22 protein-coding genes are annotated in these 21,114 nt (G+C 44.5%); 2 read left to right on the forward strand and 20 right to left on the reverse strand.

The features are described from left to right. Window positions 1-63: 63 nt before the first annotated feature. Complete coding sequence (locus tag LMJ53_RS09010) at window positions 64-978, forward strand: LysR family transcriptional regulator (protein WP_229585749.1); 915 nt, start codon at window positions 64-66, stop codon at window positions 976-978. Between the two features lie 27 nt (window positions 979-1,005). Here LMJ53_RS09010 and LMJ53_RS09015 read toward each other — a convergent pair whose 3' ends face one another. Both LMJ53_RS09015 and LMJ53_RS09020 read right to left on the reverse strand, forming a co-directional pair. Continuing rightward, window positions 1,006-3,321, reverse strand: coding sequence for a putative bifunctional diguanylate cyclase/phosphodiesterase (locus LMJ53_RS09015; RefSeq protein ID WP_229585750.1), 2,316 nt, complete (start codon window positions 3,319-3,321; stop codon window positions 1,006-1,008). 189 nt (window positions 3,322-3,510) lie between these two features. Then, window positions 3,511-5,058, reverse strand: a complete 1,548-nt coding sequence (locus LMJ53_RS09020; RefSeq protein WP_229585751.1) for a methyl-accepting chemotaxis protein — start codon at window positions 5,056-5,058, stop codon at window positions 3,511-3,513. A gap of 279 nt (window positions 5,059-5,337) precedes the next feature. Between LMJ53_RS09020 and sbcB the strand changes: the two genes are divergently transcribed. Beyond that, window positions 5,338-6,771 carry an exodeoxyribonuclease I gene (sbcB, locus tag LMJ53_RS09025; protein WP_229585752.1) on the forward strand — a complete coding sequence of 478 codons (1,434 nt, stop codon included), beginning with the start codon at window positions 5,338-5,340 and terminating at the stop codon, window positions 6,769-6,771. A 48-nt stretch (window positions 6,772-6,819) separates the two neighbouring features. Here the strand turns inward: sbcB and LMJ53_RS09030 are convergent, their stop codons facing one another. From LMJ53_RS09030 to LMJ53_RS09115, 18 genes are all read right to left on the reverse strand, one after another. Continuing rightward, window positions 6,820-7,332 carry a GNAT family N-acetyltransferase gene (locus tag LMJ53_RS09030; RefSeq protein ID WP_229585753.1) on the reverse strand — a complete coding sequence of 171 codons (513 nt, stop codon included), beginning with the start codon at window positions 7,330-7,332 and terminating at the stop codon, window positions 6,820-6,822. Window positions 7,333-7,391: 59 nt separating this feature from the next. Further along, a complete protein-coding gene (locus tag LMJ53_RS09035) occupies window positions 7,392-7,637 on the reverse strand; it encodes a DUF6868 family protein (protein WP_229585754.1) in 246 nt (81 codons plus the stop codon). Between the two features lie 121 nt (window positions 7,638-7,758). Then, window positions 7,759-8,154 (reverse strand): ACT domain-containing protein, encoded by a 396-nt coding sequence (locus LMJ53_RS09040; RefSeq protein ID WP_229585755.1) that lies wholly within the window; start codon window positions 8,152-8,154, stop codon window positions 7,759-7,761. Window positions 8,155-8,363: 209 nt separating this feature from the next. Then, complete coding sequence (locus tag LMJ53_RS09045; protein ID WP_226752120.1) at window positions 8,364-9,293, reverse strand: exopolyphosphatase; 930 nt, start codon at window positions 9,291-9,293, stop codon at window positions 8,364-8,366. A gap of 482 nt (window positions 9,294-9,775) precedes the next feature. Continuing rightward, the gene (locus LMJ53_RS09050; protein ID WP_229585756.1) at window positions 9,776-10,981 is read right to left on the reverse strand and encodes a cation:proton antiporter; all 1,206 of its coding nucleotides are present in this window, start codon (window positions 10,979-10,981) and stop codon (window positions 9,776-9,778) included. 115 nt (window positions 10,982-11,096) lie between these two features. Continuing rightward, a complete protein-coding gene (locus tag LMJ53_RS09055) occupies window positions 11,097-11,327 on the reverse strand; it encodes a lipopolysaccharide assembly protein LapA domain-containing protein (RefSeq protein WP_229585757.1) in 231 nt (76 codons plus the stop codon). Between the two features lie 84 nt (window positions 11,328-11,411). After that, window positions 11,412-11,750, reverse strand: a complete 339-nt coding sequence (locus LMJ53_RS09060; RefSeq protein WP_229585758.1) for a zinc ribbon domain-containing protein YjdM — start codon at window positions 11,748-11,750, stop codon at window positions 11,412-11,414. Between the two features lie 215 nt (window positions 11,751-11,965). Continuing rightward, complete coding sequence (locus LMJ53_RS09065; protein WP_229585759.1) at window positions 11,966-12,382, reverse strand: VOC family protein; 417 nt, start codon at window positions 12,380-12,382, stop codon at window positions 11,966-11,968. Between the two features lie 110 nt (window positions 12,383-12,492). Next, window positions 12,493-13,089, reverse strand: coding sequence for a glutathione S-transferase family protein (locus tag LMJ53_RS09070; protein WP_229585760.1), 597 nt, complete (start codon window positions 13,087-13,089; stop codon window positions 12,493-12,495). A 2-nt stretch (window positions 13,090-13,091) separates the two neighbouring features. Next, on the reverse strand, window positions 13,092-14,321 hold the full coding sequence (locus LMJ53_RS09075) for a serine hydrolase domain-containing protein (protein ID WP_229585761.1): 1,230 nt from the start codon (window positions 14,319-14,321) through the stop codon (window positions 13,092-13,094). Window positions 14,322-14,621: 300 nt separating this feature from the next. Next, window positions 14,622-15,992 carry a DEAD/DEAH box helicase gene (locus tag LMJ53_RS09080; RefSeq protein WP_229585762.1) on the reverse strand — a complete coding sequence of 457 codons (1,371 nt, stop codon included), beginning with the start codon at window positions 15,990-15,992 and terminating at the stop codon, window positions 14,622-14,624. Window positions 15,993-16,278: 286 nt separating this feature from the next. Further along, complete coding sequence (locus tag LMJ53_RS09085; RefSeq protein ID WP_229585763.1) at window positions 16,279-16,581, reverse strand: DUF6172 family protein; 303 nt, start codon at window positions 16,579-16,581, stop codon at window positions 16,279-16,281. A gap of 151 nt (window positions 16,582-16,732) precedes the next feature. After that, complete coding sequence (locus LMJ53_RS09090) at window positions 16,733-17,083, reverse strand: hypothetical protein (RefSeq protein ID WP_229585764.1); 351 nt, start codon at window positions 17,081-17,083, stop codon at window positions 16,733-16,735. A 32-nt stretch (window positions 17,084-17,115) separates the two neighbouring features. Next, a complete protein-coding gene (locus LMJ53_RS09095) occupies window positions 17,116-17,547 on the reverse strand; it encodes a PH domain-containing protein (protein ID WP_229585765.1) in 432 nt (143 codons plus the stop codon). Between the two features lie 85 nt (window positions 17,548-17,632). Beyond that, window positions 17,633-17,950 carry a quaternary ammonium compound efflux SMR transporter SugE gene (gene sugE, locus LMJ53_RS09100; RefSeq protein WP_226752129.1) on the reverse strand — a complete coding sequence of 106 codons (318 nt, stop codon included), beginning with the start codon at window positions 17,948-17,950 and terminating at the stop codon, window positions 17,633-17,635. Window positions 17,951-18,107: 157 nt separating this feature from the next. Next, entirely contained in the window at window positions 18,108-18,878 is a 771-nt protein-coding gene (locus LMJ53_RS09105; protein WP_229585766.1) for a hypothetical protein, read from the reverse strand. A gap of 39 nt (window positions 18,879-18,917) precedes the next feature. Then, window positions 18,918-19,184 (reverse strand): hypothetical protein, encoded by a 267-nt coding sequence (locus tag LMJ53_RS09110; protein ID WP_226752131.1) that lies wholly within the window; start codon window positions 19,182-19,184, stop codon window positions 18,918-18,920. Between the two features lie 255 nt (window positions 19,185-19,439). Then, the gene (locus LMJ53_RS09115; protein ID WP_229585767.1) at window positions 19,440-20,627 is read right to left on the reverse strand and encodes a tetratricopeptide repeat protein; all 1,188 of its coding nucleotides are present in this window, start codon (window positions 20,625-20,627) and stop codon (window positions 19,440-19,442) included. Window positions 20,628-21,114: the final 487 nt, after the last annotated feature.

Below are 21,114 nucleotides of genomic sequence, written 5' to 3' on the forward strand. Positions count from 1 at the left end.
CTTGCCTAAGCCTAGCTTTTTATGCTAATTAATAATAAAGCAAATAAATATAGATAATTATCTATGGATCAGCGTTTACTCACCTTTCGTTTATTACAGGTTTTTCGCCAAGTAGTGCAGCATGGCAGCATAACCGCGGCTTCACGAGCGCTGCATCTAACACAGCCCACCGTATCGTTGCAACTAAAAAAACTCAGCGATGCGGTCGGCACGCCGCTGGTCGATTATCAACAACAAAAGTTACAGCTCACCGCCGCAGGTGAATTACTGTACCAAGCAGCTCAGGATATTGATGAACGGCTATCAGAACTCCGTTTTCAATTAAGCCAACAACAAAGTGGTAGCATCGGTAGTATCTCACTGGCGGTAGTGAACACCGCCCAATATTTATTACCCGAGCTATTAGCGGCGTTTTATCAAGATTATCCGGCAGTTCAAGTGACCTTGCATATTGGTAATCGTGCACGCATCTTAGAGCGGTTTGAACAACAACAAGATCACCTCTATTTGTTTAGCCACCCACCCAGTGGCGACCATGTGCATGCTAAACCGGTTGTGCGAAACCCACTGTATTTAGTCGCGCCTTTAACACATTGGGCAGCTAAACAAAGCAAACTGAGTTTTCAACAATTAAAAACAGAACGCTTCTTATTACGAGAGCCGGGCTCTGCCACACGGATGATTTTTGATACTTGGCTAAGTAGCCAAGCGATTGAATTAGCGCACAGTATGCAGATAGAAACCAACGAGGCGATCCGCTTAAGTGTCAGTGCCGGTTTAGGCTTAGCCGTATTGTCCGCCCATACATTGCAGCTGCCTCATGATCGGTTAGTTATTTTACCGGTACAAGGCTTTCCATTGAGTAGCCATTGGTATTTAGTACGCCATGCCAACAAACGCTTACCGCCAGCCGCGGTGCGTTTACAACAGTTTATAGAACAAAGCCTAGCGAAGTGGCACGATCCGCTTGGGGTTTAAACCAGGCTAAACGACAGCAATAGCCAGTTAAGCCTCATTAAAAAACGTACCACCTTGACTTGAAAACGATATTAACCAAAGACTGAAATCTTCAGCAGAAAGGGGTTTAGAAAAGTAATAGCCCTGCACATTCTGACAACCGGCTTGCAGCACGCTGGCTAAACCACTACGATTCTCTAGCCCCTCTGCTGTGACTTTCAAGCCTAAGCCTATTGCCAGCTGAGTGGCGGCTTTGACAATCAACGCATCTTGGAAATTGTTTTCAATATCTTTAATAAAAGCACGGTCTATTTTTAGCTCATGCACCGGTAAGGATTTTAAATAAGCTAATGACGATTGGCCCGTACCAAAATCATCAATGGCTAAGCGAATACCCGATGTTTTCAGTTGCTGTAAATTATTAATGACTTTTACCGTGTCTTGCATAACCGCGCTTTCGGTCACTTCTAAACTTAATGCTGAAACCGGTACTTGCCACTCTTCTAGCCACTCGACAATCGTCTGCGGTAAATGTTCATCTAATAAATCATTAGCCGACAAGTTAACCGCAACCGTCAAATCCGGATGGCTTTCTTGCCAGGCTGCCAACTGCTTGATCACCGATTGCAGCATCCAATTTGAAATCAAATTAATATTACCCGAGCGTTCAGCCAACAAAATAAACTCGACGGGCGAAATAAAACCTAGTTGTGGATGTTGCCAGCGGATCAGGGCTTCAGCACTATTACAATACTGCGCCATAATATCCACTTTGGGTTGATACACGATATGCATCTGACCACTGGTTAAGGCTATCGGTAAATCACGGATAATCGTCAGTTCACGCTGATGACTTTCATCTTGGCCACTTTGATACAGCGCCAGCGCCAAACCCTTATTTTTGGCAGAGTTTAAGGCAATATCTAAGCGGCGCAGCACCTTGTTCACATCATCCTCGCCTTGACGATATAAATAGCTACCTGCTATCAATTGCAAAGAAATCGCCGAGCCGGCGATATCAAAGGGTTGGCTTAATTGTTTTAACAGTACATCACGCGCGATATCACTGATGCTCTCGGGTAAGACAATTAAAAACTCATCGGCGCCTAAGCGTGCAGAGAAGGTAATGTCATTATTTAATACCAAACGAGAAGCCAATTGCTGTAACAACACATCGCCGTTGCTAAAACCAAAACTATCATTCACATGCTTAAATTTAGCGATATTAATTTGCAGTAACTGGCCATCCCCCATCGCAAACAAGCGCGGCAAATGTTTCTCCACCGCCAAACGATTACCTAAACCCGTTAAGCTATCTCGCTCTGCTTGTTCTTTTAATTGCGTTTCTCGCTGATAAATACCCGTACGCATTCTGGTTAACGTATTGGCTAACATGCCAATTTCAGCGAGTTTTACTTCCGGCGCTGCAACTGTAGAGCCCTTGCCTATCGCGCTAGCAAACTGCACCAACTGTTCTAAAGGGCGTGTAACACTACGAGTGTAAAAGAACGCCACGACTAAAGCTAAAGCCAAACCCAGACTAAAAATTTGCACTAATTGACTACGTAACTGCTGATAATTGCTTAACCAACGCTCATTCGGTAAATGCAGCCAAGCCCATAACTGATTGTCTTGATCTAAAGCAAAGGCTTGCGAAATGTAGTTTTCACTCTCATCCATTAAAATTTGCGACTCACCCAGCAGCACGTTTTGCAGCATAGCTGAAAATTGTTGCTGTGCCCCCGGCACTAAGGTCGTTGTTAACATGTTACGGTTAGCGCCAGATAACTGAGAGAAACTAACATCTAAGCCGGTGATATTCTGAATTTGCTGTGCAAGTTGCTCATCGACAGTAAACCCCATGCCAACCCAAGCCACCACTTGCGGGGCTCGAACCGGCACTAATACAATTTGATAGGCTTCGTTGTCCAAACTGATGATATCGGCAAAGGCGCCCTGCTGTGAGCGGGCGGCTTGAAAGCTTTGCTGTAAGGGGTCAAGATTGGTGATCGGCAACGTTGAGGCTAGCATGCGACCATCAAGGGCAAATAATACCGCTAAATTGGCATTAACTCTGCCGCCATGATTTTCTAAAACACTTTGAATGGTGCCTTGCTCAGCCGTAGCAACGGCTTGGCGAAAACCAAAATCAGCCGCTAAAATGCGGACACTATCCGTTAACTGATCGCTTCTAACCTGCAGTGTTTGCCGAAACACATTAGTAGAAACCTTGAGAATTTGACGGGCTTGTTCTTCGCTATCTTGGCGCATCGTGCTGAGGGTAGCGTAGCCGGTGACCACTGCAAGCAATACCAGTAAAGCAACCAGCAATAAGGTTAACTGACTACGTAAAGAATTAAACATCTCGAGCCTTCAGCCTAAATCAACACCTCTAAATACTCAGAGGAAAAGTTAAAAACATGATATATATTTTTAATAACAAGAACTAAGATGCACCGGAAAAGCATTACCGTCAATCATTACGTTGTAAATAATTCAATACTTTTCGGGCTTTAACCTATCAAGGTGTTAAAGCCCTATGTTAATAAAATACTAACGTTTAAAGCGATGCACCATTTCCGCTAAATCATCAGACACCGTATTCAGTTGCTCTAACGTTACGGAGGCTTCAATGGCGGCTTTAGTACTTGTCTCTGCTAAAACCGAGATATTGACGATCTGCCGATTAATATCGTCAGCGACATGCGCCTGCTCTTCTACCGCGGTGGCCATTTGAGTCGACATTTGAGCAATATCACTGACCGCTGCATTAATACCATTAAGCATATCGCTACTTTCTTGCACTTTATGCACACCGGCATCGGCGTCAATCGCGCCCTGCTTGGCCACTTGCACGGCATTCTCTGCACGCGCGGTCAACTCCGTCACAATACCATAGATCTCTTGCGTAGACTGTTGAGTGCGCCGTGCTAAATTTCGTACTTCATCTGCTACCACCGCAAAACCACGACCCTGCTCACCGGCTCTGGCCGCTTCAATGGCCGCATTTAAAGCCAATAAATTCGTTTGATCGGCAATTTGTTCAATCATTTGCGCCGCTTGCACAATCTTACCGGTTTGATCGGCCACTTCGGTAACCGAATGGCCAATAGTCGCGACGGTTTCCCGCAGTTTCTCTATCGATTGACGGGTGCGATCAGCAATTTCATTACCTTTGCTTGAAAGTTTATTCGCTTTGTCGGCCTGCAAAGCGGTATCCGTAACATGATGCGCCACTTCTGCTATCGTGGTGGTCATCTCATTCATCGCCGAAGCCACCTGCAGCGTTTCTGCTTGCTGGCGATCAATTTCGACATTTGCTTCACGCGTGAGGACCAAACCACGGCTTGAATCACGTGATACATCTTTTGCCGCACTTTCAATACGGGTAATCATCGAGGCCAAATGCGCCCTATCGCTTAAAATACTGACTTTTAATAACCCTATTTCTGAGCGATCATCGGTATAACTTGACGCAGCTAAAGGATCGGTAAAACGACCCGCTAATAAGGTTTTTAAATCACTTAATAACTTAGCGCGTTGTTGCTGATAAGTGGCGGCAAGAACCAGTAAGCCAGCTATTAACACCCATTGGGCAAGCGCTAAATCCGCTAACCACAATGTAGCGGCGCTGACGATCAACGTGGCGACTAATACCATCAAAGGAATACTGGGTAAACTGAGTGTTTTTTTTCCTTGGCTGATCTGCTTGTATAATTTCTCGGCACGAACCACGTCCTCTTCTCTTGGACAGCATCGAACCGACTCATAACCCACCACATTGCCTTTTTCCGTGATCGGCATGACATAAGCATCAACCCAATAATAATCACCGTTTTTACAACGGTTTTTAACCAGCCCCATCCAAGGTTGGCCTTTTTTTAAGTATGACCACATATTGGCATACGCTTCGGGAGGCATATCAGGATGGCGCACTAAATTATGCGGTTGGCCAATCAACTCTTCACGAGAAAAGCCACTGATCTTCATAAAAGCATCATTGCAGTCAACAATGACACCACGGGTATCTGTTACTGAAATTAACCGCTGTTCAAGGGCAAAGCGTTGCCGTTGATTTGTTACTGGTAAATTTTTTCTCATAACCTATTGTTAGCCTTTGCAAAGGGTCAGATACCGTAAAAGATCATAACCGCGAGTTGAACTTACAGAACCGATCTTCAATAACAACAGTTGTTAATAAAACCGGAACCTACCACCATAAATCAAGCATTTAGATATTATAAGCATAACAGAGATTTCGACATTCAACCTGATTTTAAAGAAATTAACTGCTGCAGCTTTTAGCGAAGCGAGACATTTTACGGTATGATCACACCATCTTAAGTTGCAGCTACGCTGCTCTGATAAAAAAGGTCTGGCATGACTGATTCGCCAAGTTTTTACTTTTATGATTATGAAACCTGGGGCGCCGATCCCAAGCGCGATCGCCCCTCGCAGTTTGCTGGTATTCGTACAGATTTAGCCTTAGATGAAATCGCTAAACCGGACATGTGGTATTGCCAGTTGGCGCCTGATTATTTACCGCACCCGGCTGCCGCGTTAATCACAGGCCTGACCCCACAACTGTGTAATCAAAAAGGCTTACCCGAAAATGCCTTTATGCAGCAGATCTTAGCGCGTTTTAGCCAAGCCAATACCTGCGTGTTAGGCTACAACAGCCTGCGCTTTGACGATGAAGTAACACGTTACAGTTTGTATCGTAATTTCTTTGAGCCTTATGGCCGTGAATGGCAGCAAGGCAATAGCCGTTGGGATTTAATTGATGTGGTGCGCGCCTGTTATGCTTTACGCCCAGACGGCATTGTTTGGCCACAAAAAGCAGACGGTAGCCCCAGCTTTAAATTAGAAGAATTAAGTAAAGCCAATAACTTAAGCCATGCTAATGCGCATGATGCCCTCTCTGACGTATATGCCACCATTGGTTTAGCCAAACTGATTAAACAACAACAACCCAAGTTGTTTCAGTACCTCTATGAATTGCGCAAAAAGCAAAAAGTAGCAGAGTTGATTGATGTTGCAGCTTTAACCCCCCTGGTGCATGTGTCATCAAAATTTCCAGCCACGCAAGGCTGTGTTAGTTGGATTGTGCCGCTTGCCTTTCACCCTACCAATAAAAACGCGGTTATTTGTTTTAACTTACAGCACGATCCTCGCCTTTTGCTAACAGACGATTTAGCCACACTGCAAGAAAAACTGTATAAAAAAACCATTGATCTGGCTGAGGGTGAACAACGGCTGGGCTTAAAATTAGTGCATTTAAACAAATGCCCTGTGTTAGCTAATGCCAAAACACTCACGGTAGAACGTGCCACGGAGCTGGGCATCGACCGTGCCGCCTGTTTAGCGAATTTAGACTGGATCAGACAGCATAAACAAGTGCAACAAACTGTGGTGGATTTGTATCAATTACCTCATGAGTATGCTGCAGAGACTAACCCTGATTATCAATTGTATAGTGGCTTTATTAGTGATGCTGACAAACAAAAAATGCAGCAATTACAACAGATGTCAGCTGAGGCGTTAGCAGCCAATCCGCCCATATTTTCTGAAGATCGCCTTAATCGTTTATTATTTTTATATCGTGCTCGTAATTATCCGTTGACCTTAACCGAAGCCGAGCAACAAAAATGGCGTCGATATTGCTCAGATAAGCTGTTACATGGTGAAGATAACCCCAACTTAACCTTTGAACAGTTTACGTTGGCCTTAGAACATTTTGTCGAGTTACACAGTGGCGATGAGAAAAAAATCGCCTTATTAAAATCCTTGTATCGTTATGTTGAAGCGCTCTAATGCCCTTAGCGATGGCTTAATGCTGGCGTGGCGGGCATCTCACTTTAACTACAAGGTTTTTGTCATAAAGTATTTCTCGCCACCGGCAAACGGATAATCTGCTTGGGTCCACTCTACGCGATAACCTTGGCGCTGATAAAACGGGCGCGCCTGAAAGTTTAGCGTATCTAAAATCACATAACGACAGCCTCGCGCTTTAGCAATCGCTTCGGCCTCAGCCAACATCGCTCGCCCGATCCCTTGTTGTCGCAGCGAAGCATCTAACCAAAACGACTCTAAATAAAACCAATTGCCAAAAGTACGACCGGCTAACGCCGCTAATAACTCGCCGTTACGGCCAACCTGCTTTAAACCCAGCGGTTGCCGCTGACTGGCATCCCAATGCAGCGCGTTAAATTCAATAATTTTTTGTTTTGCGATTTCAGCAAAGGCATCGTTGTGTTCACAGATAAAGGACATAGGATCTGATATTCGTTCAGTAGGATTATGACTGCAGTATGCCAAGGCTGCCGCTTTTAGCAAAGTGACACAGCGGCTGATCATCACATTATGTTGCTGCAATCAGCCGATACACCTTGCGATGTATTCATTATTAAGCTGCAACGAATGCTTGTTGCCCCCTAAAAGCCCATAATTTTTAACGCCAGATAAGGTGCAACGAAAAACGTCAGTGTTATCACCTTATAGTGGCTTAAAAAAGCATAAAATTTGAGTTGTAAAGCGGCGGCATCTAAATCAAAGAACTTTTGATGTAGGGCGATGGCAAAATTGCGACCTAACATCAGCATCAATGAAACGAAGGTTAAATAGGCCAAATTCAGCAAAGCTGCCCACCCGAGCAACTCTGTAAGCTGGGATAACGTCATACCGATGCTCCTTGTTAACGACAGTGATCGGGCGTTACCCCCTCAACCTGAGCAAGCAGCCCGAAGTCAAAAACGGTGTTGAGGGATCTCAAGCATAAGTCATTTTATGCAAACCGCCAGCTTAAACCGTTAATTCGTTTAAAGCCGCTAAAGCCGCTGTCGCTTTGCTGGTTGGCACAAATATATGATCATGGTAATAAGCCGCCATAACATTAGCGCTAATGCCTTTTTCGGTTAATTTGGCGGCAACGGCAGCGGTAAGCCCCACCGCGTCTAAACTGGAATGCACCGTTAAAGTAATTTGTTTAAAACTACCGCTGTAGGCTAAACCGGCTTGATCTGCCGTCGTTTTTTTTAACACTAAGGTTAAGCCTTCAGGTTCCAAAAAGGTCGCAAGGGGTTCGAGCGTCAAGAAAAGGGCTAAAGGTTGCGTCACCGTACAAAACACCCATTCATCAGCCATGAGCTGAGGTTTCAATCCGGCCAATAATTGTTTTAATCCGACAATAGCAGTCATATATTACCTTGAAAAATAGGGAGTTATGACAATAAGCGACACCTTAGAGGCGCAGGATATCCCAATCAGGGATCAGGTAAGCAAGGGACAATCGCTTGTAAAACGGGCGATACAAAACCACGTTTTTTGTATCACCCTTGATGAGCACTTAAACGCTGACACAACCCAGAGGAAGAACCAGCGTTGTTGCAGCTCAGTTTGTAACCCGTTTAGCCATCAGCATTAATTTGTTTAATTAACGCTTGTAAAGTAGTGAGCGCTTCATTTTGTGGGATCTGGCAAGTCCCCGCAGCCTGATGACCACCACCGCCGTATTTCAACATTAACTCACCCACATTGGTTTTTGAGCTACGATCGAAAATGGATTTACCGGTAGCGAACACAATATTTTGCTTTTTAAAGCCCCACATGACATGAATAGAAATATTGCATTCAGGGTATAAAGCATAAATCACAAACCGGTTACCGGCATGAATGATCTCTTCGTCTCTTAAATCCAGCACCACCAAGTTTTTGTGCACTTTAGCACAACGACGTAACTGTTCTTTGAACAAGACATCTTGTTCAAAATACAGCTCTACCCGCTCATACACGTCAGGTAACGCCATGATTTCAGTAATAGTATGGGTTTTGCAGTAATCAATCAGATCTAACATTAAGTTGTAGTTAGAGATGCGGAATTCACGGAAACGACCCAAACCAGTACGGGCATCCATTAAGAAATTAAGTAAATCCCAACCTTGTGGATTTAACACTTGTTGCTTGGTAAATTGCGCCGAATCTCCGCGATCTACCGCTTCCATCATATCATCCCACTCTGCAGGAAAAGCATCATGCCCGCCATAATAATTCCACACGACACGCGCGGCGGAGGGGGCATCCGGCTCAATAATATGATTATCCATTTTTTCATTACGGATAGTTTCAGAAAGGTGGTGATCAAATGCCAGATGAATACCGGGTACAAATGGCAAATTGGTTGAAATATCATTGCTGGAGACTTCAATTTTGCCATCTTGCATATCTTTAGGATGTACGAAGGTAATGTCGTTAATCATATTGAGATGCTTTAATAGCACGGCACATACCAAGCCATCAAAATCACTTCTCGTGATTAAACGGTATTGTTTTTCTGACATATTTTCCTCTTCGATCTCGAATAAACGGACTAATTCTGATTAGCGCCAAAATTGTTCGGCATCCCCGCAGGCATGTTTTTTTAAAGCTCAGGTCGGGGCATTGAATCGTAAACACTTTATGCTGTTCTCTATCATTACACACTGGGCGAAAAAAGCCATGCTATAAACCCGTGTAATACAAAACTTCTTTAATTTGTCAGTGAGGTTGCTGCAGTTTTAAACGATACAGACAGGTTCACAGGCCGAGCCTTGCCGTTCAATTTACTTGAATAGGACAACCAGCTGCAAGTTTTGCGCTTACCATCACTAAAAAGTATTAAGTACAGCCTATTGTTGTCAGCCACGCTGAAAACGCAGCCCTAACCTCTCACGCAATATATTCCATATCAACGGCGGTTTGCACGCTGATAACAACGGGCTTAGTAACAACAGAGTCAACGCTACCAAGCCGCGTATAACGCTTAGCCCAAATGCTGGCGTGTTTATTTTGCTAAAGGGATACGCCGAAGTAACACAGGTAAACCCAGCATCGTAAATAACACCGTCATAAAACAGGCTAAAATCATGGCGCTAAACACGCTTTGGCTGACCCCCGCCTCTAAGCCTTTTTGCATCACTACCATCGCAATCTCCATGCGTGGCACCATACTCACGCCAAGTAACAAGGCGGCGCCAAAGCCCAAGCGAGGCCAGGCAGGTAACATCACCCCGAGTATTTTACCCAGTATGGCAAACAACACTAACACCGCCGCAGGCCAGATCAGGCCATCGAGACTACTGATATCAAACAACATACCGAGACTGATAAAGAAAAACGGCGTTAAAAAATCGTATAAGCCATTTAATACCGGTTGCTCATGCATGGCACTGGGATCACGTGAAAATGCTAACCCCGCAATAAAGGCCCCCACTGCCAGCGATAAACCCGACACTTCAGCTAATGCCGCAACAATAAAGCCTACGGCAACCATAAAGACCACTAATTCATGCGACACGGCATTGCGCACAATCACGCGGGTTAGCCGTGGTTCAATGTGCAATGAAAAAAACCACGCTACCACGGCAAATGCGGTTAATAACAGCACGATATACCCAAGATTAAGGACCACATCCAAGGGGTGAATAGCGGTGCCACTGTAATACAGCGGCAACAGTGCCACTAACATAGCCACTAAACAAATGGTACTAAGATCATCTAACTCCGCAACATCGAGTAGCAAGGTACCTTGTGGCGTAGTTAACTTACCGGCATCAGACCATAAACTCACCGTCACGCCAACACTGGTTGCGGTAAATGCAATGGCGATAAATAAACTGGTCACTGCATCTAACGACAGGATCCAATAAGCAGCAAGAAAACCTAAAGCTCCACTGACGACCACATTCCAAAGCCAGATCCAAGAGGCATTAGGAAGTTGCGTACGCAAACCTTTTAAATCGGCATTAATGCCGACTTTAAACAGCAGCATAATCAAACCGGCTTCACCTAGCACGCTCAAAATAGCGCGCATTGACAGATGGCTAGTCGCCATATTGCCATTCACCACTTGTCCCACCACGATACCAATCAGCATAAACATTAACATCGGTGGGCACCATCGACGGTTCACAAACAAGCGCACCAGCAATATCGCCAAGAAGATGACTCCAAGCACAAAGATGGCGTAAAAAGTATGTTGTTGCTCCATCAGCGGGCGATCCTTTTCATTGGCGAGTGCGGCGAAGTAACGCTTCGTTAAGTAAAACGGTTTAGCGCTAAGAGCGAATATACTTGGCTTGCAGGCAAAATTAAGCCGAATAAATTTAGTCGGCTGTAGTCAAATCAGTGGTTTTTTTGCCCTTGCGCATAAACCAACGCGTAACCAAAACACCCAAAACAAAACCCATCAGTAATAAGAATAACATCATGAAGATACGTGACAGCACAAAGCGCCAAAACAAGAAACTGATCTCCACAGTTTCAGTATTTTGCATCACAAATATCACGGTGCAACTGAGCAAGATCAATAACATTATCGCTTTAAATTTTGACATAAACAGGCCATTCCTTATGATAGAACCTAATGAGGTTTGTACTGGGCTGAACCTTTGCTCATCAATGGCTGAGCCAGGTTAACCCTAAGCTTTTTTCACAAACTCTGACTTTAATTTCATGGCACCAATACCCTCTATTTTACAATCAATGTCATGATCGCCACTCACCAGTTTAATATTTTTTACTTTCGTACCTACCTTAACCACTAACGATGTGCCCTTCACTTTCAAATCTTTAATAACGGTAATGGTATCGCCGTCTACTAACTTATTACCATGTGCATCTTTAATATCAAGCTCATCCAACACGGCAATATCATGACGGGTTTGCCATTCATGTGCACACTCAGGACAAATGAAGAAGCCTGCATCTTCATAGGTATAAGGGGAATCACACGTCGGGCAGTTGGGTAAATCACTCATGATAGCGTTCTCAATGTCTTCATTTAGCTAATGGCATGCCAAATCTAAAGGCGTGATATACCCCCGACTTGCATCATTTAAGTTTAAAATAGCTTTAGTTTACAACCTGGTGCCAGTTTACAACGGATAGCCTAATAATATTTTGATTTACATTAGGTTTTGCACTTTTACTTGTCTTGATCTAAAGCCTGCATCTCACTGTAAGCGTGATAAGCCTAAGCTTTAAACACCTCAGTCTCATCGCTAAATGATTTAAACTCTAGTGGATTACCACTGAAATCTAATACAAACATGGTTTGTTGCTGGCCGCTTTTACCCGCATAACGCAATTGCGGTTTTACGATAAAAGTCACCTTCGCTTGTTCAAGTTTTTGCGCTAAGCTCGTAAATTGCTCGGCAGTTAATAAACAACCAAAGTGTGGGATCGGCACGGCTACGCCATCAACTTGGCCACAGTAATCCAGTGCACTCTCCACTACACCCACATGCGCTGATAGTTGATTACCATAAAAATCAAAATCGACCCAATGTTCGGTCGAGCGCCCTTCTGTGCAACCTAATATATCGATATAAAAAGCCCGTGTACTGGCCAGATCTTTGACTTTAAAAGCATAATGAAAAATATTACTCATAAATTACTCTGCAAATAAGATGACAAATAAAAGCGTTATCGCCCAAACTAGCAAGCTCGCGCGGCTTATTAACCGTTACTGTTAGCTTGCATACCACCATCAGTACAGTTTTACGCCATAGCCTTATAATGAGGCAACTGTGTTATCCGTTTTAACCATGCCTGTATAGCCGGATAAGCGGCTAAAACAAAGCCTCCCTCATCGGCAACATGCGTATAAGCGTAAAGCGAGATATCGGCAGTCGTAACTTGCGACCCAGTAAGAAAAGGCGTTTTAACTAATTGCTGTTCCAGCACCGCTAAGGCTTTATGCCCACCCTGTTGTTTCGCCGAGTACTCCGCCGCTCTGGCTGCAGGTAAGCCTAAATATTTATTAATAAACCGCGCAACGGCAATATACGGTTCATGGCTATATTGTTCAAAGAACTGCCATTGCAACACCCGAGCGTGCGCTAATGGCTCAGTTGGGTAAAGCGCGCTGCCATGAGCTAAGTAATTTAAAATAGCGTTAGATTCTGACAAGGTCTGCCCGTCATCCAGCACTAACAGCGGAATTTTGCCATTGGGATTAAGCGCTAAAAAAGCGGCGGTTTTCGTATCACCTGCCAGGATATCTACCACCTGCCATTGATGCGGGATCTGCAACAAACTACAGAGTAATTGCAGTTTATAACAGTTACCCGATTGGCTATCACCATAAATTTTCAAGGTTAATCCTTCACGGAGTTTGAGTCGAAGTGCGCAGATAATGCCTTGAAAAAGGTGTATTCGTCTAGCCCCGCCATACCCAGCGGCTTAGATTGCGCACTCCACATGGCCACCACCAAGTTTTTATCGGGGTCGACAAACACGTACTGACCAAATATGCCTTCTGCGGCATAACTGCGGCCATGCATAGGCCAAAACATATAGCCATAATCGATAGTCTCGCCCGCAATCACTTGGCGCGAGCTCGCTTGAGCCATCCAGCCTTTGGGTAAAATACGTTGCTGATTAATCACACCATCATTTAATAAAAACAAACCAAAGCGACCATAATCGCGCAAAGTGGCCGATAAACCACTGCCGCCAATTTCTAAACCCTCTGGCGATTGCAGCCACCAGTTTGCCTCTGCTTGCATGCCCATTTTCGACCAAATTTTTTCGGATAAATACTCGGCAACCGGCTTACCGGTGGCAGCGGCAACTAAAGCGCCAGCCAGTTGTGTTTCACCCGTGCTGTAATTCCAAACACTGCCAGGGGCAGCCGCGCGCGGTAATGAGGCCATCAAATCTAAAATGGCCCCAGGTTGCTGGCTTAATTGCGCTTCAAGCATGCGCCGTCGATCGGAGTTGGGATCGGTGTATGTTTCATTCCACGCCACTCCCGAACTCATTTGCAGTAAATGTTTAACCGTTACACCCTCGTAAGCGCTGCCTTTAAAGCGCGGCAGATACAGCACAATAGGATCATCAATACTGTTAATAGCGCCGTCTTGGATCGCCGCACCGATCAGGGTGGCGGTGATTGATTTAACGACCGACATCGACATCCAGCGGGTCTGCGCATCGTTACCCAGTGCATAGTGCTCAAATGCAATCTCACCGTTGTGAATAATTAACATGCCACTGACCCGATTGATTGAGAGCACATCAAACATGTCGTACTGTTCGCCGGCAACCTGATAACTAAAATCGGTCAGCGGTGTTTTACTCAGCGGCAACGCGCTTACCGTATCGCCACGAGCAACCGCGCGCGTCGGAAACAATCTGTCGATATTGCGAAAGGTATTAACCTGCAGATCAGGGTAGAGCTTGCCATCATACACTTGCCGTAAACTGCCAATCGGCTCAGCCGCATGACGGTAAGGCTGTTCAGTTGCGCTAAGCACACCACTTAGTAGCAACAACGCCAAACTGCAGCAAACGGTTAATTTAGCTTTAAAAAGTGACCATAACATCAGATAAACTCCCGGTTTAATCTCGCTCGTAGCAAATAACCCCAAATAGCTTGTGCCAACACTTGTTATTGCGCGTTGCTCACAGCCCGATGGCGATAACTTAGCCTAGATTAAAGCACATTCTTTAGCCTCACGAAGGACTTAAAGCTATTTTACCGCCAATAACCAATTGCTCAGTCGATTGACCACGAAGTCATCACGCTAATAACAACATCAATATTCAGCGATATAGGCCTATCAATAAAAATGCCGCCGAAGATGGGCATCTTCGGCGGCATTATTGAGTATGACAAACGCGGTTTATTTGGCGCGTTTGCTTTGAGCGCCTGCTCTTTTTGGCTTGTTGGCAGTCGCGCCACTGGATTTTTTCACACTGGCCGGTTTTACCGTATTGGCATCTGCTGGCTTGGCAGTGCGCGCTTTACTCTTGGGCTTAGCTTTGCCTGCAGCATCCATCTCAATGGTGGTTTCACTGGCTTTATTGGAGCGGCCTGACAGTACTTTGCGTGAGATACTTTTTAGTAATGACGCACGGTTACTGACTTCAAAACCAGGCTTGATAATGCGCTCAATCTTGGCACCAATCAGCTTTTGAATACGCTCTAGTGTTTGCTCTTCTTCACGGCTGACAAAGGATATGGCATCACCCGCCGCACCAGCGCGGCCAGTACGACCAATCCGGTGCACGTAATCTTCTGGCAAGTATGGCAAGTTAAAATTCACCACATAGTCTAAGCCTTGAATATCTAAACCACGCGCTGCCACTTCGGTGGCAATCAGCACTTGTAACTTAGCCGCTTTAAAATCTGCGATGGCGCGACGTCGAGCGCCTTGGCTTTTATCGCCATGACACACTGCCGCGTCTATCTTACTCATTTGTAAGCCGGCTAATAACCGATCAGCTTGCTCTTTGGTACTGGTAAAAACCAACACCTGAAACCAGTTTTTCTCGGCTAACAATTGCTCAAACAATTCAATTTTTCGGTTTTCTTCAACCGAATACACCACATGGTTTACGGTATCGGCGGTACTATTCACCTTCGCAACGCGAATTTGCTGATGATTATGCAAAATCTTATGCGACAGTTCATTGACGGCTGGCGATGTGGTTGCCGAAAACAACATAGTTTGACGATGTTTTGCGGTCATTTGCACCAGCTTTAAAACATCAGTAACAAAGCCCATATCCAGCATACGATCCGCTTCATCTAGCACCACAAACTCAACGTCGCTTAGTATCACGTGACCCAGCGCTAAGTGTTCCAGTAAACGACCCGGTGTGCTGATCACCATATCCATGCCGGCTTTTAACTTATTCGCTTGGCCACCCATCTTCACACCGCCATATAAGGCAGTGACTTTTAAAGCGGTAAATTGAGCATAGCCGCTGATCGCATCGGCTAATTGCTCAGCCAGCTCACGCGTTGGCGTTAAAATTAAAGCACGAGGGCGCTGTGGTGTTGTGTCTTTGGGTTTATCCAACATGCGTTGTAAAATAGGCAAGGCAAACGCCGCCGTTTTGCCCGTACCGGTTTGCGCGGTTACTTGTAAATCTTTACCGCGTCGTGCTGGCACTATGGCTTGCGCCTGAACCGGCGTCATATTGGCATAACCCATTGTTTCTAAGGCGCGTTGTAACTCTGGCGCTAAATCTAAAGATGAAAATTGCATAAAGGATCCTCTGTAGAATAGCTACAGTCAAAAAATAAGAGGCGGAATATACAGTATTTTAGCGGTTTAACAGAGGATTGTTTGTTATTGCGTCAATTTTACTAAGTAAAAACGGCTGAAAGCTTGGCGTATTAAGCCAATATAACACTAATCTATCTAACCCTGCGTTAGCTAAGTACCTTAAATACTTAGCTTAAACGTGTTTGCCGCTGGCAAATCACAGCACGGACATATTACTCCCGTGCTTTTCATATCCTAGCACTCACTCAGTGCCAGTACTGGGCGTTTATTCCAGATCTTCGTCAGCACGTGGCGCGTGCTGGCAGGCTTTAGCCAATATTTCCACGTAAAAAGCGTCGAGCTGTTGCTCGACGGCCGCATCAATATGTTTATTGATTTCAGAAGTGAAAATCTTTTTAGCCACGTCTTGTGTTGCGCCAAAGCGGCAATCAAAGGTCCAATAGTCAGCACCCGCAGGCAGTTGCTTGCGCCGCTCTCTGGCTAAATACTTTTTAATATCGTGTTTAATAGCGTCCACCAAACGAGCAGGTTGCAATTTTGGATGAGTTAACGCGAATGTCTTTTTCATAAATTCCTACAGAGGTACACTAAAGAGTCAAAGCTAAATATGCTTTTGGCCGCGTATTCTACATGGATGAGCGACAGATAACCGCTTCTATCTGCATTTTTTGTTAAAACTCTTTGTAAGCAAGGCCAGCCTGCTCGCCCAAACCAAACCGTTAACGATTAATGTCTTCTTGCTTATTCGGCGCGACTTGCTGCAATAGCACGGCATTAGCTTGATTAAAATAATAAGACACTAACACAGGGACAAGCCCCGCCCCAAGTAGCAACAGCACACTTAACGGCGCAAATTCGCCGCTAAAATAATAAAGCAGCACGATAGCGATACTAAGATAGACGAGCATCACAGCCAGTAGCGGTTTCAGCGGTGTTTTTGCACTCACACGCTTAACGTAGAAGGTATGACAGCGTGGACAAGCAAAGCGCCGTGTAGGATCACGCCAATCTTCACAATAAGCACTGCTATCGTCAAATTGCGCCTGGCAAACTGTACAGGTATAGCGCATGGCTCTCCCTCTAATGAAACCGCTACATCAACTTATTGTTGGCTAAGTGGGTTTTTATCGGCTCGAAGTAGCAACAAGGCTTGTAGAAACTGCTGTTGCTGCTTTGGCGAAATCATCAGCGAGCGACCTTGGCCATAATCAATCCGCAGTCGATCTAGTGACAACGCTGGGCTCGATAAAGGATTAATCGTTGGGGTAATGTTGCTAATTTGCACAATGGGGATTTGCCACTGAAAAGGGCCACTTTGCACCAGCAACTGCTGCTCTGTTAGGGTATAGCGAGTACTGTTAATCAGCCAAATAGGTAACCCTGCGCTTACCAGCAGCGCGAATAACGATGCGACAATATCAGCATTGTCGCCGCTATTTAAAGAATGGATGACACCATAAAGTGCCGCAAGTGCTGCAGCAACCAGCACAATCTCCAGCCAAGTATCCACTTTTGATCTAAAAACCTGTGTCATATCGCTGCTCCTGCTGCTGTATTTAACAGCAGCCAAAAGGATTAAACCTCAAAGCGTCAACGTTAAGGTTGAAACGACCATGAGGTTAAACATGTGCCATTTTAAGACCCACAATACCGATACAAATCAGTGCCAAACTCGCTAATTTAAGCGCGCTAACAGACTCGCCAAACAAGAAAATACCAAGAATAGCCGTACCCACCGCACCAATTCCTACCCAAACAGCATAAGCCGTACCAACGGGTAAGGTTTTCAACGCTATCCCCAGTAAAAAAAAACTGGCGATTAACGAGCATACGGTGGCGACAGTCGGCCCAAGCTTGGTAAACCCATCGGAGTACTTTAAGCCAACAGCCCAAGCAATTTCCAATAGCCCAGCAACAAATAAGACAAACCAACTCATAACAACCCCTTAACTCAAACTAGGGTCGTCCCCGAACACATCGAGCGGTGAGGTCGTCCTCACTTCAAGTTGTTTAGCATTTCATCATAGCACTTCACAAAAGAGCCGGTGCAATAGTGCGCAAAAAATGCGGTTATGCCACTGTCTTACGGTTTAACTAACCGTGTTTGAACTTAATTTGAAAATAAACCATTGTGTTATTATTTTCTAGATAAACAACCGACTTTGCTCCGTTATCGTCAGCAAAATCCGCATTCGGTAAACTTTGCAGCAAACTTATATAGAGGTTAAACCAAGTATTAGCCGTTTTCTCAGCCCCCAAAATATCGCAAACTAATTGTTTGCACGACACATTGATGACATTAAAGCTAGCACTTAATTCATGCTGAGCAATCAACATTCTTACTTGCTGCTCCATAGTATAGGCCCAATTCGCATCTTCCACCGGATCCTGTTTTATCTTGGGCTTCTGCAAAAAGTCATTGTCTTTCGCGATCTGTGATTTCATGCCCTCAGCACTGCGCTGATTAGACATATATGCATCGATTAAATCATTAAGATGGTTTTTATGCTCAGTAGACCAGTCTTCTAATGCTTGTTCAAAACCTAACACTTCTTCAGCTGTTACCCCATTACTGAATATCGCGCTGCCATGGCTACTGTCATCAACATCGGCATCAACGATTTCGGTCAATTCAGTTAACTCAGCGGTTTGCTGATTGTTAGCCGCCGCAGTTAAATGTGGATTGATGGTTGACATGGTTTCGCGCGGCTTTTCTATTGAAATAGCCGCTTTATTACTAGTATTTACATTATTGTTGTTGGATACCGTCATCACGGTTTCAGTGTTATTGATTATCGGATAAGCGACATAACCTAATACGAAGCACAGGATGCCAATAGCACTATTTATGAAGATTTTTTGCATGTTACGTCCTTGTTATAAATTGACTTAGCCTATCGATGTTTATCGATTCGGCACTTTCTGCAGTGTTTTTACAAACCACATAATATGTCCGCAATCTAGGCATGCTAAGGTTGTCGCAGTTTTATTAGCCCAATCCAAACCGACAAAACTCATGCCAGCAGTATTTAATTGCGCCTGACCTTCGTGAAAGAACTCATTTTTACACTGATTGCAGGTAATTCTGTGCTCATTAATTTCGTATCGATGTGGCCCATTTTTCATGATGAGATAATCGATACCGCTTTGGATTTTATTTCTCAAACTCATGACTATCCTTGTTAATCTTTAGTTTGTATAAGTGAGCAACAGTTTTAAGGAATAACAAATATCACTTTAGAGGTGAAATACATAGGTGAGATATTTACCGCATACCGTGCTGCAGCAGCAAAACCCGCTTAATACTTAAATGACCTTAACAACTGATGCTACAGCGATATGAAGAAAATGCACTTTGCAGCAAGCAGAGCAACATTGGCATTAACACTTAAGCCAAAATAATAAACGCTACACTTACATATTGCACTAATTTTTTTCCATTAATAGGGTGTGCAGTTTCGCTTCGTATAAACGCCTATCATGGCTTTTATAGCTTAGCTCTATGGCTTTATTCAGGGCTTTTTCTGCCGAGTTTAACCTTCCCAATTGATAATGACTTTTGGCCAAACCAAATTGCCCTTCATGCAGGTAAGGCGCGGTCTCGTTTGCTTTTTGGTAATATTTAAATGCTAGCGTGTATTGGGCGGCGGCAAAAGCTTCATCCGCCATGTCAATCCAGCGATAAGGATTGTCGTCGTTAATCTCAGCAACCTTCTGCGCCAATGCCGCTACCTCGCTATCACGCCCTTGCAACTGCAGTAGCGCCACATAATTACTGATCACATTACCCGAGGCAAAATCATTGTCTAACATAAATTTGTATAAGGTTTCGGCTTGTTTGGCATCGCCCGCCCGATTAAAGGTAACGGCTAAACTGTTTAAGGTTTCTGCGTTAAAAGGATTAAATGTTAATCCCTGTTGCAACGTCGAATAAGCATAATCGAGCTGGCCGTCTAGCAAGGCCTCAGCAGCGATATTCTGATAATACATCGCCATAAAGTCATTATGCGAAATATGCTCGCCCCGAATATCCGATTCACTTGGAAAATAATCAATAATGATGCTGCGGCGTCTTAATACCATCATGCCAAGCGAAGGTTGATAATTCGGATCATAAATATAGGTTCTTACATGAGATGACAGCGTCATTAAAGAAGAATTGAGTGCATACACTGGCGCAGCATGCACAACTTGATAAGACACCTCTAAATTAACAATATCAGCCAGCGCTTTAGTAACAATCGCCAGCGTCAGGCAATTGCCGTTTTTCAATGATAATGCTTCAGAGGCTTTTAGCGTTGCCCCACGAAAACCGAATTGATGCACAAAGGCATCAAAGTAATTAAATAAGCGTAAGTGACCCGCTATTTTGCGGTTTCTGGGATCATGATAGTAATCTAGAAAGTGTTTTTTCTGAGCCTCAGTTAAGCTAAAAATGTCTGCTTCAGTGGGTACGGGTAAAAGTGTAAAGATCTCGGTATTTAAATTTGGTAACGTTAGTTGCTGTTGCTCTAAGGTTTCCTGCAGTAACGAAGCATGCTGGTTCGCCACTGAAGAGCAGCCACCGAGAATTAAAAAACCACAAGCCGTAATTAACTTTAAACCGTTGCGCATAACATGACTCCGCTTAATCGATACTGAGGCCCATTCCCTGGTACTGAAACCTTGCAAAGCTAACTGTTGTCATCTCCTCTGTTGCAAGCGAACACTAAACAGATCGCAATGAGTGACATGCTAGCGTTGTTGCTTTACGTGTGAACGGCCTACTTTGCTCAATGATCTGCAGATTAATGCTTGGAATTAAACGTGTGTTTAGGTTTACACCTTAAACGCTATTTCGCGCCTTAGCCTTGCCAACAATTCGAAATCACGCGCACCCCATAACAGAACAACGCATCAAACTGTACCTTAGTATGCCCTTGTTCTAACCCAAGTATAGCGACATATTACTCTACTCGCTCGGCAGGTAGTTTCAACCGCCGCATCCTCAGAGCACTCTCTACCCCTTGAATACCACTGGCTTTTACAGCAATTTTGATAACGCATGCTGCTAGTACAAGCTAACCACAAAGACAGCCCTAACGGCCCAGCCACTAACAAC

Source organism: Rheinheimera sp. UJ51, assembly GCF_020819615.1.
GTDB classification, from domain to species: domain Bacteria; phylum Pseudomonadota; class Gammaproteobacteria; order Enterobacterales; family Alteromonadaceae; genus Alishewanella; species Alishewanella maricola.

What these genes read in the sequence shown, in the direction of transcription:
- LMJ53_RS09010 (WP_229585749.1), top strand. Translation starts at nt 64, where the DNA reads ATGGATCAGCGTTTACTCACCTTTCGTTTATTACAGGTTTTTCGCCAA.
- LMJ53_RS09020 (WP_229585751.1), bottom strand. Translation starts at nt 5,058, where the DNA reads ATGAGAAAAAATTTACCAGTAACAAATCAACGGCAACGCTTTGCCCTT.
- LMJ53_RS09090 (WP_229585764.1), bottom strand. Translation starts at nt 17,083, where the DNA reads ATGCGCTATACCTGTACAGTTTGCCAGGCGCAATTTGACGATAGCAGT.
- sugE (WP_226752129.1), bottom strand. Translation starts at nt 17,950, where the DNA reads ATGAGTTGGTTTGTCTTATTTGTTGCTGGGCTATTGGAAATTGCTTGG.
- sbcB (WP_229585752.1), top strand. Translation starts at nt 5,338, where the DNA reads ATGACTGATTCGCCAAGTTTTTACTTTTATGATTATGAAACCTGGGGC.
- LMJ53_RS09095 (WP_229585765.1), bottom strand. Translation starts at nt 17,547, where the DNA reads ATGACACAGGTTTTTAGATCAAAAGTGGATACTTGGCTGGAGATTGTG.
- LMJ53_RS09045 (WP_226752120.1), bottom strand. Translation starts at nt 9,293, where the DNA reads ATGTCAGAAAAACAATACCGTTTAATCACGAGAAGTGATTTTGATGGC.
- LMJ53_RS09055 (WP_229585757.1), bottom strand. Translation starts at nt 11,327, where the DNA reads ATGTCAAAATTTAAAGCGATAATGTTATTGATCTTGCTCAGTTGCACC.
- LMJ53_RS09085 (WP_229585763.1), bottom strand. Translation starts at nt 16,581, where the DNA reads ATGAAAAAGACATTCGCGTTAACTCATCCAAAATTGCAACCTGCTCGT.
- LMJ53_RS09035 (WP_229585754.1), bottom strand. Translation starts at nt 7,637, where the DNA reads ATGACGTTATCCCAGCTTACAGAGTTGCTCGGGTGGGCAGCTTTGCTG.
- LMJ53_RS09060 (WP_229585758.1), bottom strand. Translation starts at nt 11,750, where the DNA reads ATGAGTGATTTACCCAACTGCCCGACGTGTGATTCCCCTTATACCTAT.
- LMJ53_RS09075 (WP_229585761.1), bottom strand. Translation starts at nt 14,321, where the DNA reads ATGTTATGGTCACTTTTTAAAGCTAAATTAACCGTTTGCTGCAGTTTG.
- LMJ53_RS09080 (WP_229585762.1), bottom strand. Translation starts at nt 15,992, where the DNA reads ATGCAATTTTCATCTTTAGATTTAGCGCCAGAGTTACAACGCGCCTTA.
- LMJ53_RS09015 (WP_229585750.1), bottom strand. Translation starts at nt 3,321, where the DNA reads ATGTTTAATTCTTTACGTAGTCAGTTAACCTTATTGCTGGTTGCTTTA.
- LMJ53_RS09050 (WP_229585756.1), bottom strand. Translation starts at nt 10,981, where the DNA reads ATGGAGCAACAACATACTTTTTACGCCATCTTTGTGCTTGGAGTCATC.
- LMJ53_RS09105 (WP_229585766.1), bottom strand. Translation starts at nt 18,878, where the DNA reads ATGCAAAAAATCTTCATAAATAGTGCTATTGGCATCCTGTGCTTCGTA.
- LMJ53_RS09115 (WP_229585767.1), bottom strand. Translation starts at nt 20,627, where the DNA reads ATGCGCAACGGTTTAAAGTTAATTACGGCTTGTGGTTTTTTAATTCTC.
- LMJ53_RS09040 (WP_229585755.1), bottom strand. Translation starts at nt 8,154, where the DNA reads ATGACTGCTATTGTCGGATTAAAACAATTATTGGCCGGATTGAAACCT.
- LMJ53_RS09065 (WP_229585759.1), bottom strand. Translation starts at nt 12,382, where the DNA reads ATGAGTAATATTTTTCATTATGCTTTTAAAGTCAAAGATCTGGCCAGT.
- LMJ53_RS09110 (WP_226752131.1), bottom strand. Translation starts at nt 19,184, where the DNA reads ATGAGTTTGAGAAATAAAATCCAAAGCGGTATCGATTATCTCATCATG.